10 protein-coding genes are annotated in these 12,078 nt (G+C 61.4%); all 10 read right to left on the reverse strand.

The genetic code is table 11. From position 1 onward, the window contains the following. Positions 1-15 precede the first annotated feature (15 nt). The 10 genes from C9422_RS01220 to C9422_RS01265 are packed head-to-tail and all read right to left on the reverse strand — an operon-like array spanning position 16 to position 12,009. A complete protein-coding gene (locus C9422_RS01220) occupies positions 16-1,491 on the reverse strand; it encodes a family 16 glycosylhydrolase (protein WP_116579382.1) in 1,476 nt (491 codons plus the stop codon). Between the two features lie 39 nt (positions 1,492-1,530). Next, positions 1,531-2,583, reverse strand: a complete 1,053-nt coding sequence (gene galE / locus C9422_RS01225; RefSeq protein ID WP_116579383.1) for a UDP-glucose 4-epimerase GalE — start codon at positions 2,581-2,583, stop codon at positions 1,531-1,533. Positions 2,584-2,613: 30 nt separating this feature from the next. After that, positions 2,614-4,032 carry an oligosaccharide flippase family protein gene (locus tag C9422_RS01230; RefSeq protein WP_116579384.1) on the reverse strand — a complete coding sequence of 473 codons (1,419 nt, stop codon included), beginning with the start codon at positions 4,030-4,032 and terminating at the stop codon, positions 2,614-2,616. A gap of 13 nt (positions 4,033-4,045) precedes the next feature. Beyond that, the gene (locus tag C9422_RS01235; protein ID WP_116579385.1) at positions 4,046-4,999 is read right to left on the reverse strand and encodes a glycosyltransferase family 2 protein; all 954 of its coding nucleotides are present in this window, start codon (positions 4,997-4,999) and stop codon (positions 4,046-4,048) included. Beyond that, entirely contained in the window at positions 4,993-6,312 is a 1,320-nt protein-coding gene (locus C9422_RS01240) for an O-antigen ligase (protein ID WP_116579386.1), read from the reverse strand. Before C9422_RS01240 ends, C9422_RS01235 begins: the two co-directional genes overlap by 7 nt. Beyond that, positions 6,309-7,421, reverse strand: a complete 1,113-nt coding sequence (locus C9422_RS01245) for a glycosyltransferase (RefSeq protein ID WP_116579387.1) — start codon at positions 7,419-7,421, stop codon at positions 6,309-6,311. Before C9422_RS01245 ends, C9422_RS01240 begins: the two co-directional genes overlap by 4 nt. After that, positions 7,418-8,488, reverse strand: coding sequence for a glycosyltransferase (locus tag C9422_RS01250; protein WP_116579388.1), 1,071 nt, complete (start codon positions 8,486-8,488; stop codon positions 7,418-7,420). The genes C9422_RS01245 and C9422_RS01250 overlap by 4 nt, the downstream gene beginning before the upstream one ends. Positions 8,489-8,504: 16 nt before the next feature. After that, positions 8,505-9,212 carry a WecB/TagA/CpsF family glycosyltransferase gene (locus tag C9422_RS01255; protein WP_116579389.1) on the reverse strand — a complete coding sequence of 236 codons (708 nt, stop codon included), beginning with the start codon at positions 9,210-9,212 and terminating at the stop codon, positions 8,505-8,507. After that, positions 9,209-10,570, reverse strand: coding sequence for a UDP-glucose/GDP-mannose dehydrogenase family protein (locus C9422_RS01260; protein WP_116579390.1), 1,362 nt, complete (start codon positions 10,568-10,570; stop codon positions 9,209-9,211). Before C9422_RS01260 ends, C9422_RS01255 begins: the two co-directional genes overlap by 4 nt. 47 nt (positions 10,571-10,617) lie before the next feature. Beyond that, positions 10,618-12,009 carry an undecaprenyl-phosphate glucose phosphotransferase gene (locus tag C9422_RS01265; protein ID WP_116579391.1) on the reverse strand — a complete coding sequence of 464 codons (1,392 nt, stop codon included), beginning with the start codon at positions 12,007-12,009 and terminating at the stop codon, positions 10,618-10,620. Positions 12,010-12,078 lie beyond the last annotated feature (69 nt).

Raw genomic sequence — 12,078 nt, forward strand, 5'->3', positions numbered from 1 at the left:
GCTAGTCCGCCCCGGTTATTTGCCCCGCTGCCACACCTTCAAGTAGTCCACGCTAAAGGTGGAAGGCAGGTCGGCGTCGTCCACGACGCCGAACCAGTTCCAGAAGGCCTCGCTGTCAAACACGATTTGCATCGGGAAGTGCCAGTGGGTGTTTTTCGATTCCCTGACCAGCACGCCATCGACGTACCAGCGCAGGGTGTCGGGTTGCCAGTCGAACCCGTAGACATGAAAGGCGTTGGCCAGGCGCCAGGGTGCGGTCCAGGTGCTGCCATTGGCCAAATGCTCGGTGCTTTGTGGCGTGGCCCATACATGCGCGTTCATGTTGTACAGCCGGTCGAAAGCACCGTTTGCGGTTTTGCCGCCGATTTCGAAAATATCGATTTCAGTGGCGTTTTCGGGCAGTCCCGTCCACGCCAGCCAGAACGCGCTGGAGCCGGCCGAATTCATCGGTTTGGCGCGGGCTTCGTAGTAGCCGTACAAGCGTCGGTCATGGGTGTGCACCATCGCCGAGGTGTAATCCTTGAAGCCCAACTTGATGTATTTCTGCGGCAAGGTCTGCTTGCGGAAAACGATATTGAGGTTGCCGTCTGCGACGCTGGCATTTTCCGGCATGAACAGGGCCGGTCGACGTCCCAGCGAGTCGGTGCCCGTGCCGTTGTTGACGTACCAGCGCTCACGGTCGAGGGCATCGCCGTTGAAGTCGTCGCACAGTGGCGTGTCGAGCACCCAATGCCCGGCATTGGCCTGATCCGACAGTGGCAGGCTGGCATGGGTCGATGCAGGCACGGCGCCCAGCGGACCCACCCGGGTCCAGACATTCGCCTGCTTGGGAATGGCGACCGACCATTTGTTCGCCAGGTACTCGAACACGGCCTGGCGCTCCTGTTGTGTGATCAGCGGCCGGTCATAAACCAGCACTTCAGCAACGTCGCCACGCAAGACTTCGGTGCTGCCGACCACGTTGCGCGCCACAGCGTAGGGGCCGATGGGCACATCATTGAGTTCCAGAAAGTCCAGGGTCGGCTCGAATGCCGTGGTCTTTTCCACGCTGAGCGCGAAGTTGGGCGCCCTGTTGTCGTTATCGGCCAACTGCGGACGCGAGCTGAACTGGCGCTGCCAGGTATCGCCGCCGGCCTGTTCGGGCAGCCGGCGTGACACCAGAAACACCGTGACCGGCCCCTTCGCCTCGCGGATTTGCTTGCCGATGAATGCCGAAACCCCACTGAAACGCACCACGGCGTTGCCATTGATCCCATGGTCGATGCGCTCTGGCAGCGACGAAGCGTTCGGGTTGTCAACGTTCGCATGGTTGGACTTGCCCGACTTGTCGAGCCAGCGCAGGACCCGGTTTTGCCGGTCCAGGGACATCGCTGACCGATCGGCGCCATCGAGCCACAGGACCAGGCCCTCCGTCGCCGGACGCGAAGGCGCAGCCTGGGCACAACAGGCCATCGCGGCCAGTAGCAAGACCAGCCAAAATCCCCTGAGCATGTGAGTTCCCTGAAAGGCAATGGAGGAGTGACGCGGCAGTCACCTGGCCAGGGCGGCCGACAACTCGACAGCGTGGCGGTAGCCGAATGGATTGCTCGATTGCCAGCGCCAGCTGTCCTCGATCATCTGTGCCAGGTTGCGCCGGGCGCACCAGCCCAGGTCACGCCGGGCCTTGCTGGCATCGGCCCAGCACTGGGCAATATCGCCCGCCCGGCGCGGGGCGATCTGGAACGGAATGCCGACGCCGGTGACGTCTTCGAAACTGCGGATCATCTGCAGCACGCTGTAGCCGATCCCGGTGCCGAGGTTCCAGATGTGCACGCCGCCGTCACCGTGCAACACCTGCAAGGCCTTGACATGTCCTTCGGCCAGGTCGACCACGTGGATGTAGTCCCGCACGCAGGTGCCGTCGACGGTGGGGTAGTCGTTGCCAAACACCGTCAGTTCGGGGATTCGGCCAATCGCCACTTGGGTCAGGCAGGGCAACAGGTTGTTCGGCCGACCGTTGGGGTCTTCGCCGAGCAGCCCGCTTTCGTGTGCGCCAATCGGGTTGAAGTAGCGCAACAGGGCAATGCTCCAGCGCGGTTCGGAGAGGGCAAGGTCAGTCAGCAACTGTTCGACCATCAGCTTTGAACGCCCATAGGGACTGGCCGGAAAGCCAGTGCCCGAATCCTCGAGGATGGGTGTGTGCGCCGGCTCGCCGTAGACCGTCGCCGAAGAACTGAACACCAGTTTGAACACATTGAAGCGCGCCATGACCGCACACAGGTTGAGGGTGCCCACGACGTTGTTGGCGTAATAGTCCAGCGGATGACTCACGCTGTTGGCCACTGACTTGAGGCCGGCAAAATGCACCACCGCGTCAATGTCGTATTGACTGAAGAGGCTCTCGAGCAAGGCCGTATCGCGGATATCGCCTTCAATGAAGTCGACCCGGGCATGGGCCAGGTGCTCCAGGCGATCGATGGGCTCGTGGCAACTGTTGCTCAGGTTATCCAGCACCAGCACGTGTTGGCCGGCGTCGATGAGGGTCAGCGCGGTGTGGGAACCGATGTAGCCGGCCCCGCCCGTAATCAGCGTGGTTTTATGCATGTTGGGCGCTCCTGTTTGAAGAAATCAGGGTCAGCGGGCAGTGAAAACCAACTTGAATTCCTGCGGCCAGCGCGGGTGCAGGACGCTGTAGGCCAGCGCATAGGTCAGGGCACCGATGGCGATGCTGCAGGCCAGGTGCAAGAAGCCTTGCAAGGCCAGGTGCGGGGAAAGCGAGAACACCGTGACCGCCATGACCAGCGAGGCGATCACGCTACGGTAGCCGGACTCGAAGAACGCGCCCCAGCCGTATCCGATGGCAGTGTTCAGCCCGCGGATCTGCAGCGGCGTGATGAGCAGCATGCGCACCAGCAAGGCCAGGGCTGCGCCCATGCCGCCATAGGTCGGGCCCAACAGATAAACCAGCCCGAGGGCGAGCAGGGTGGTGGTCACCTCGGCCTTGAGGGTGACGCGGGTGTGGTTGACCGCCACCAGTGCCGTGGTGGCGTACATGGCAAGGTTGCCCAGGGCGGCGGTGATCGCCAGCACTTGCAGCATGGGAATGGCGTCGGCCCACTTGGCGCCGAAGATCAACAGGACGATATCCTCGGCCGTCAGCGCAATCCCCAGGAAAAACGGCGTGAGCAGAAAACCGCTGATCGCCGTCGAGTCGCTGATGATCCCGATCAGTCGCGGCGGGTCGCTGCTGCGCCGGGCGAACACCGGCAGGGCATAGCTCATCAGTCCGTTGTAGATCGCCGAACGGGGCAGGTCTATGATGCGCATGGCCAGATTGAACATGCCCACCACATGGGCCCCGGCGGTCATGCCCAGTACCACGGTGACGCCACGTTGCAGGGTTTGTGTGGTCAGCGCGTTGATGGCCACCGGGGTTCCGGTCTTGAGCAGTTCCCGCAGGAAAGGCCCGTCAATGCAAAAAGCGATGCGCCGCCTGTCCCCGTTCATCAGCACCACGATGCAGACAAATTCCATGATCAGCGCCTGCGCGATCACTGCCCACGCACCGAACCCCCAGAGCGCCACGACAATCCCGCCGGCGCCGCCGACGATTTTCCCCAGCAGCGTGCGCGAGGCCAGTCGCTTGAAATTGCTGGTGCGGCGCATTTGCGCGACATACACCCGCGCCATCATGGTGAAGAGGATTTTCACCGAGGCCACCGCCGTCATCCATTGCAGTGCCGGCGAGGGTGTGTACAGCATCGCGGCCAGCGAGATGACGACGATGGAGGCGAGGCTGATCAGCACGGCAAACCAGAACGCAGTGCTGATGTGCCTGTCCTCCAGGCGTTCGGCCCGGACCAGTGGATCTTCCAGCACCGATGAGTAAAGCAGCCCGACCATTTCCACAATCGCGATGATCACCGTGCCCACGCCCAATTCCGTGGGCGTGAGCAACCTCGCGTAGACGACAAAGGTGATCATCGACAGGAAAATCAGGCCGAATTTCTCGGTGAAGATCCAGAGCAGGGTAACCAGGCGATGGTTGGCCATGATAGGCACCGGTTCAATGAGCGGTGGTTGACTCGGCGGTCCGGCCCAGGGCTCTGGCGCACGCATAGAGGTAGCGCAAGGTCGGTTTGCCCCGGTTGAAAATCAGCGCCTGCCAGGAATGCGCCAGCATGCGCCGGTACACGCTGATCACCTCGGCATGCTCGCCGCAGCGGGAGAAGGCACCGAGGAAATCCGCATGGTTGCCCAGCACGAAATCGATCCGCTGTTGCCGGCTCAATTGCGCGCCGTAGCGGGCGAGGAACAGCTCGATGAACCTGAGCTTGTGCGGGTAGTATTTTTTCGGCTGGGCGGTGACGTTGCCGTCGTTGACCGTCCGCCGCACGAGGACTTGCGGCACCGTGTGGATTTCCCGGTGTTCGGCGATCCGGGCCCACATCATCCGGTCTTCGGAATAACGCAGGCTGGTTTCGAAGCCACCGAGTTGTGTGAGCAGATCGCGGCGGATCAGCACGGCGGAAACGCCATTGACGATGTTGCAATGGATGAAGTCGTAAAAATGCATGCCGTTTTTGTAGCGATCTTCCACAAGCCGGGTGCCGTCGCTGTAATCAATCATCACGTTGCAATCGATCAGCCCCACCGGCCGTCCCTGGCGGAGCAGGTCGTCATACAGCGCCAGTTGCTTTTCGAGCTTGTGCGGATGCCATTGGTCATCGGCATCGAGAAACGCCACCAGGGTTTCTTCCGTGTGCCGCAGGCCATGATTGCGGGCGCTGGCCGGGCCTTCATTGGCTTGATGCAGCAGTGTCAGGCGAAACGGCGCCGCAAAATCCCTGACCCGTTGCGGCCCGTCATCGCTGGAACCGTCGTCGATGACGATGACGTGGTCGGGCAACCGGGTCTGGCCGGTCAATGAGGCCAGCGTCTGCTCGATGCTGTCGGCACCGTTGAACATCGGGATCACGACGCACACTGAATGCACTGAAGCAGGGTTTTGCTCTAGCACGAGGTTTTCTCCTTGGAGTACGCCTTCGCCGGCCCGGGCGCGCGGGCCCGGCCTGTTGCCGGTGACTGTTGCGGGCGAGTGGCGTGAGCGGGCCGAAACGACAGGGCCAGGGTGCAGAACACCAGGAACTCGGCGCTGCGATAGTTGGGAATCACATACGCCACGTAGTTGGTCATGACGAACAGCCCGATGATCACCAGGGCACAGGTGCGCACCTGGGCCGACTGTTCGGATGTGATTGACCGGTATTGCTTGATCAGCGCGTGGGCAAACAGCAGGATCAGCGCCGTCAGTTGAATCACGCCGCCGTTGAGCAGGGTTTCCAGGTAGCCGCTATGGGCGTTGCCGATGTAGCCCCAGCGCTTGATGAAAATCTCGGCATCATCACTGCCCCAGAATGCTCCGTATCCGTAGCCCTTGAGGAATTTGGCATCGATGAATGGCGAGAGCAGTTCCCAGATCAGCGTGCGGTCGGTGAGTGACGAGTCCCGCCCGAGCAGGTTCAGCAACAAGGTGTAGTTGCCGTACAAAAACACGCAAATCAAGGCATAAACCAGTGTGGCGCCAAAGAACGCCATCATCGAACGGTTGACGCGTAACCGCACCAGGGTCAGGAAGTACCAGTAGCTCGCAGCGCCGGCCACGATCAAGGCGATCGCGGTGGCGGACTGGGCCAGGCCGATGGCTATCAGCGAGAACAATGCATACAGGATGGCCAGCGGTTTGCGTTGCCTGATCGTCGGCAGCAGCAACAGGATGCCGATGGCATTGATCCGCGCGCCGGCGTTTTTCTCGGCAAAGATCCCTTTGAAGGCCCCGTCACGAATACCGCCGGCGACGAATGCGATATCGGGCCTGATCACGGCGAAAATCAGCCCCATCAAGGCTATGGCACCGATCAGGCAACCGAGCATGAAGGCGATTCTTTCGATGCGGTAGTTGTAGACAATGAACCCGGCGAAGGACACCACACTGAGCATCGCGATATAGCGCTTGAAGCTCAGCATCGGATCGTCGGACCAGAAGATCGACGCCGCCACGCAGATCAGGAACGCCAGCAAAAAGAAGTTGCCGCGGTAAAAGCTTTTGCTCAGGAACACCTTGTGGCGCACGAACAGGAACAACGGCACCAGCAAGGTGATCAGACCGCACACCTGGTTGAGCACGTTGCCTTCGAGGTCTTTTGCGACATCGTCGATGTCGGCCGCATTGCCCAGGCCGAGAAAAAACGACGTCACCTGGAAGTAAAACAGCAGACCAAACAGTGTGAAGGCATCGCGTAGCGTAGAAAACCTGACTTCCAGCTTGTTCATGACAACTGCCTCCCTAGCAGTGCGGTGAGGTAGGTCTGCACGGCGCGGCTGCTCATGAACCGTGCGGCGGCATCAATGCGTGTCTGGCGGTGCCGATCCCGCGGCTGGGCCAGTTCGATGCCGATGGCCTGGGCCAGTGCCTGCGGGTCATCGACGCTCACCAGCGGCGCCACTGCGCCGTCTTCGAGAATGTCCTGCGGGCCATAGGGGCAACGGGTCGAGACCACCGGCGTGCCGGTGGACAGGGCTTCGACCAGGGCGTTGGGGCTGCCCTCGAAACGCGACGACAGGACAAAACAATCGGCGGCGGCCACTTGGGCCATGGGGTCGTCGGCATAACCCGGCAAATCGAAACGGTCCGCCACGCCGAGGCGCGCGGCTTGTGCCAGCAGGTCGTCCCTGAGCGCTCCCTCGCCGAAAATGATCAGCCGGGCGTTGCGCACCGGTAGGCGGGCAAACGCCTCGATCAGGATGTCAAAACCCTTCTGCGGTGCCAGGCGTCCCACGGCGACAATCACCGGGGAGGTCTTTTCCTGAAGCCAGCGATGCGTCGGGCAGCCCGGTGGTTTGTCGCGAAAGTCATTGTCCAGTACCGGATTGTCGGCAATGGTGACGTCCTGCGCGCGGGCAACCGTGGTCTCGACCAGATCCCGGGCCACGCCGCGCGAGACGCAAATCACCGGGTTGGGGATCAGCCGATACAGCAGCGGTGCCAACCAATAGGCCAGGCGTACGGGCAATGCAGGATTGACGTGCTTATCCCGGGAAAACGCATTGCGCTCGCTGACGTGCAAGCGTGCCAGCGTCCCCGACAGTGCAGCGGCGGCAATGGCCACTACGTTGACGTGGGTGAGGGCGGCCAGTTGTGCGTCGAAGTGGTTCTGGCGCAGAAAACTGGCCAGCGCGGGCACCGCGCTGGCGCTGCGGGCGCTGCGCAATTCCACCTGTTTGACCCGAGGGTCGACCAGCGCCACGTTGACTCCGCCACCGGTGAGCATCAGCAACGTCACGTCATTGCCGGCGTCGACCAGCGCACCGGCCAGGCGCGCCATCATTTTTTCGGCCCCGCCTGCGCTGAGGTCGTGCAGGATGATCAGCAGGCGTTTCATTGAGCCCACACCGCGTAGTAAGCGTGCGCGGCGTGCGCGCTGGTGTACGGACGCACGGTGCGGGTCATCGATCTTGCGCTGTGCGCCCTGAGATGCACGCTTTGCTGTAGCGCTTGCGCCAGGTCTGGCACATCGTTGACTTTCACCAGTTGGCCAAGTCGCCCGTTATCCAGCAGCTCCCGGGGGCCGGTGGGGCAGTCGCTGGCGAGCACGGGTGTACCGAGTGCCATTGCCTCGATCAACACGGTGGGCTGACCTTCGGAAAGAGAGCTGAGGATCAACAGGCGTGCATGGCGGATCTGCGGGTAGGGGTTTTGCAGGTGGCCGGTAAAGTGCACCCGGTCGGCGATGCCCAGTTGCCGCGCCTGAGCGGTCAGCGCCTCGCGCTGCGGGCCGTCACCGACAATCACCAGGTCGGGAACGTCCGGATTGTGGATCACCAGGGCATAGGCCTGGAGCAACAGATGAAAACCCTTGAGCTCGACCAGGCGGCCCACGGCGATCCAGTAGTCATGGGGCATGTCCTTGGGCAATGGCGCCCGAGAGGCGATGTGCAGTTGCTCGTTGACCACCGCATTGGGGCAGTAGCGGATGCGTTCGCGTCCCCAGGGCATCAGACGGGCAATGGTTTGATGCAGGCCACGGGAGACCGTCACCACTTTTCCGCTGCCACACAGGTACAAGGCGTAGAGCAGGCGCAGGCTGTACACACCGGTTTTCTGTTCCGCGCAATCGAGCGCCGTGTGCCGGGTGTAGATGACCTGGCAACGGCTGCCGAGGGTGGCAACCCAGGTACAGAGGTTGGCTTGCTCCTTGGCGCTGATCAGGTGAGTCACGCCTTCATGACGAATGATCCCGCGCAGCAGCACAATCGACTTGATCAGGCCCAGGAGCCCGGTACCGCCGCCGCCGATGATTTTCGCGCCCTCTACATCCGGAGTTTCGCCGTTCATGACGAAGAAACTCACGCGCTGCCCATCCTTGAGAAACTGCCCGGCCAGGAGTTGCTGGACGCGCTCGACACCGCCACCGAGCTTGAAATCCTTGAGAGTGAACATAATGTGCATGGCCATTCTCCGGCGCTCAGGGCGCAGTGATGTTGATCGCGACTTTGTGGCGCAGAATCAACGCCGCCAGTTGCAAAAAATTTTTCGGGTAGTCGATCGTGTAGCGCCTGATCGTGTGCGGCTCGCGGTACATGCGATAGAAGGCCCGCAAGTGCAGGCGATTGATTGCTTCGGGGTAATAGACACCGTTGGCCATGGCTTCCTGGCGAATGAAAGCGCCACAGGTAAACGCCACACCGGTGAAGCCGGCATTCAGTGCGCTCAGCGCGAAGCGCTCCTGCAAACCGGCGCCCAGGCCCACGATCAGGACGTTGGCACGACCCAGGCAAATGTCCGCCTTGATTGCCGACAACTGTTGGGCATCGAAGTAACCGTTGTGGTAACCGGCAATCGGCAGCCGTGGGTAGCGAGCGTGCAATTTGCAGATGAACAGTTCCAGTTCGTTTTGCGTGGCGCCGACGATGTACACCCGCTTGCCCTGTTTTTCGGCATCGCTGAATACGGGACCGGCAATCGACGTGAAGTCGAAACTGACCCGGTCGATGGTTCGTCCGGTGACTTTCGACATGAAACTCGACATCAGCATGCCGTCGCAAAAGTAGGCAATGGCGTCAGGCGGGTGCTGGAAAAAACTGCCGATCGACGCGAAGTTGATAAAGGAAAACACCTTGTTGGTCTCGAGCATGGCCGGCGAATACTGGCCGATCAAATCCAGCCGGATCATGACCTGTCTCCCGGTGGTATCAGCAGTGAAGGAGGCGGGCGGCCCACCGACACATAGGTGAAACCGCGTTTGCTCAAGCGCTGCGGGTCGTACAGGTTGCGCCCGTCGAAGATCAGCGGTTGCTTGAGTTGTGTGGCCAGCAGTTCGAAGTCCGGTGCACGGAAGGCTTGCCATTCGGTTACGATGACCAGGGCATCGGCATTTTTCAGCGCCGCTTCCTTGGTGCCGGCCAGGGTCAGGTCATCGCGGGCGCCGTACAGGCGCTGGGTTTCCTCCATGGCTTTGGGGTCGAACGCCTGAACGCAGGCTCCGGCTCGCCACAAGGCCTCCATCAGCACACGGCTGGGCGCCTCGCGCATGTCGTCGGTGTTGGGCTTGAAGCTCAGGCCCCACAGGGCGAAGGTCTTGCCATGCAGCGCGCCGTTGAAATGCGCATGGATCTTGTGGAACAGCGTGGCTTTTTGTTCGTTGTTGCGTGATTCCACGGCCTTGAGCACGCGTGCATCAAAATCGAGGCTGTTGGCGGTATGGATCAGCGCCTTCACATCCTTGGGGAAGCACGAGCCGCCGTAGCCGACACCGGGGTATATGAATTGGTACCCGATGCGCGGGTCCGAGCCGATGCCGTGGCGGACCATCTCGATGTCGGCGCCCAGTCGCTCGGCGAGATTGGCCATTTCGTTCATGAAGCTGATCTTGGTCGCCAGCATGCAGTTGGCGGCGTACTTGGTCAGCTCGGCGCTGCGGATGTCCATCACGATGATCTTTTCGCGATTGCGATTGAACGGCTCGTACAACTCGCGCATGACCTCTTCAGCGCAGGGGCTGTCGGTGCCGATGATGATGCGGTCCGGGCGCATGCAGTCTTCTACCGCGCAACCTTCCTTGAGAAACTCCGGATTGGAGACCACGTCGAACGTCAGGTCGCTGCGATTGTTGTCGGCCAGCACCTGGGCGATGCACGCCCGCACCAAATCGCCTGTGCCCACCGGTACGGTGGATTTGTCGACGATGGTTTGATGGCGTTGCATGTGTAAACCGATGGTCCGGGCCACGCTCAGGACGTATTGCAAATCGGCCGAGCCGTCTTCGTCGGGTGGCGTACCGACGGCGATCAACTGCACATCACCATGCTGCACGGCACCGGCGAGGTCGGTGCTGAACTGCAGGCGACCGCTTTTATGATTGTCCCGAACCAGGGCTTCCAGTCCCGGCTCATAAATGGGCAGCGTGCCTTCATTCAGCGCCTTGACCTTGTCGGCGTCGACGTCCACGCACATCACGGTGTGACCGACCTCGGCCAGCGCCGCACCTTGTACGAGTCCGACATAGCCAATGCCAAATACACTCACATTCATGGCAAACCCTCAGGTTTCGCGGGACCGATCCTGGACCGGGCACGAGGTCAGTAGATGTTTTTCGAGAACAAAGTGAAGGGCGTCTTGAGCAGAATCTTGATGTCCAGCCACAGCGACCAGTGATTGATGTAGTTGAGGTCCTGGGCTACCCGCAGCTGCATTTTTTCCAGGGTTTCGGTTTCGCCCCGGTGGCCGGTGATCTGCGCCAGCCCCGTGATGCCGGGCTTGAGGCGATGACGGGCCATGTAGGCGCGGACTTTGCCGGTGTAGTAGATGTTGTGCGTCACCGCATGCGGGCGCGGGCCGACCAGGGCCATTTGCCCGAACAGTACGTTGAACAGTTGCGGCAGCTCGTCGATGGAGCTGCGACGCAGAAAGCGCCCCAGTGGTGTGACACGGTCGTCGTCGCGGGTGGCCTGACGGACTTCGGCGTCATCGTGAACGCGCATCGACCGGAACTTCCACACCATGATCACCTGGCCGTCGCAGCCGTGGCGGTTCTGCTTGAACAACACCGGCCCCGGTGATGTCAGCTTGACCGCGAGCGCCACACACAACAGCAACGGGCCGAGCAATATCAGGGCGATAGCGGCCAGGCTGCGTTCGAGCAGGTCTTTGCAAAACAGGCTGCCGGGGTGGGACGTGATCAGGCTTTCGTTGAGGTAGATGGCGGGCATTCGCTCGATCTCCGAGATCGAGTGGTTGAGCAATACCATGCCGCCGAAATCGGGAATCCAGACCACGTCGACGTTCATGTCCAGCAAGTCGATGTACAGCGCCTCGATGGTCGCGGCTTGCGCCATCGGCAACACGATATAGACCCGGCGCACTTCCAGGCGCGTGATCAGTTCCCGCAACTCATCGACGTGACCCAGCAGCGGCAGAGTGCTGGGGGCAGGGCCATGGTGTTCTTTGGTGGCAATGAACCCCAGCAGCAATGCGCGATTGGGGCTCGACAGCTTTTTGGCCAGCTCATGGGCAGTCGGACAGGTGCCAATGATTACCGAGCGGCGTTCATAGAAAACCATCCGCGCATACAGCCGGGCAAAGTAGTGCAAGGGCAGGAAACTGGCTGCCTGGACCAGGAACCCGACGAAGGCCCAGACAATGATGACCTGTCGAGAGAACAGGGCGCTGGTCTGGGTGACGAAGGCAATGCTGATCAACACCGCCAGCAGGACCAGCCAGCCGGCCAGCAGGCGACTGAGCCCGACCAACAGGCCATGTCGCTTGTGGTAGACCTGCATGAGGCTGTAGATCGGCACCGAACCTAAGACGGTCAGAATGATCAGGACGCGGTACTCGGGGGTCAGGCTGCCGACGCGCATCTGCACCAGCAGAATCAGCAACAGGTTGACCAGCGTGATCGCACTCAACCACTGGCCCCAGAAGGTCACGCCCCGGCGGTGCGCCATTTGAGCGGTATATATCGGAGTCATCGGCTCAATCTCCGGACATGGGGCGTCATTGGAAGCCGTATCGGTCGGCCCGGCTTCGATGCGCACATG

The organism is Pseudomonas sp. B1(2018) (genome assembly GCF_003097365.1).
In the GTDB taxonomy this organism is placed as follows: domain Bacteria; phylum Pseudomonadota; class Gammaproteobacteria; order Pseudomonadales; family Pseudomonadaceae; genus Aquipseudomonas; species Aquipseudomonas laurylsulfatiphila.

What these genes read in the sequence shown, in the direction of transcription:
- galE (WP_116579383.1), bottom strand. Translation starts at nt 2,583, where the DNA reads ATGCATAAAACCACGCTGATTACGGGCGGGGCCGGCTACATCGGTTCC.
- C9422_RS01260 (WP_116579390.1), bottom strand. Translation starts at nt 10,570, where the DNA reads ATGAATGTGAGTGTATTTGGCATTGGCTATGTCGGACTCGTACAAGGT.
- C9422_RS01250 (WP_116579388.1), bottom strand. Translation starts at nt 8,488, where the DNA reads ATGCACATTATGTTCACTCTCAAGGATTTCAAGCTCGGTGGCGGTGTC.
- C9422_RS01240 (WP_116579386.1), bottom strand. Translation starts at nt 6,312, where the DNA reads ATGAACAAGCTGGAAGTCAGGTTTTCTACGCTACGCGATGCCTTCACA.
- C9422_RS01265 (WP_116579391.1), bottom strand. Translation starts at nt 12,009, where the DNA reads ATGACTCCGATATATACCGCTCAAATGGCGCACCGCCGGGGCGTGACC.
- C9422_RS01255 (WP_116579389.1), bottom strand. Translation starts at nt 9,212, where the DNA reads ATGATCCGGCTGGATTTGATCGGCCAGTATTCGCCGGCCATGCTCGAG.
- C9422_RS01220 (WP_116579382.1), bottom strand. Translation starts at nt 1,491, where the DNA reads ATGCTCAGGGGATTTTGGCTGGTCTTGCTACTGGCCGCGATGGCCTGT.
- C9422_RS01245 (WP_116579387.1), bottom strand. Translation starts at nt 7,421, where the DNA reads ATGAAACGCCTGCTGATCATCCTGCACGACCTCAGCGCAGGCGGGGCC.
- C9422_RS01230 (WP_116579384.1), bottom strand. Translation starts at nt 4,032, where the DNA reads ATGGCCAACCATCGCCTGGTTACCCTGCTCTGGATCTTCACCGAGAAA.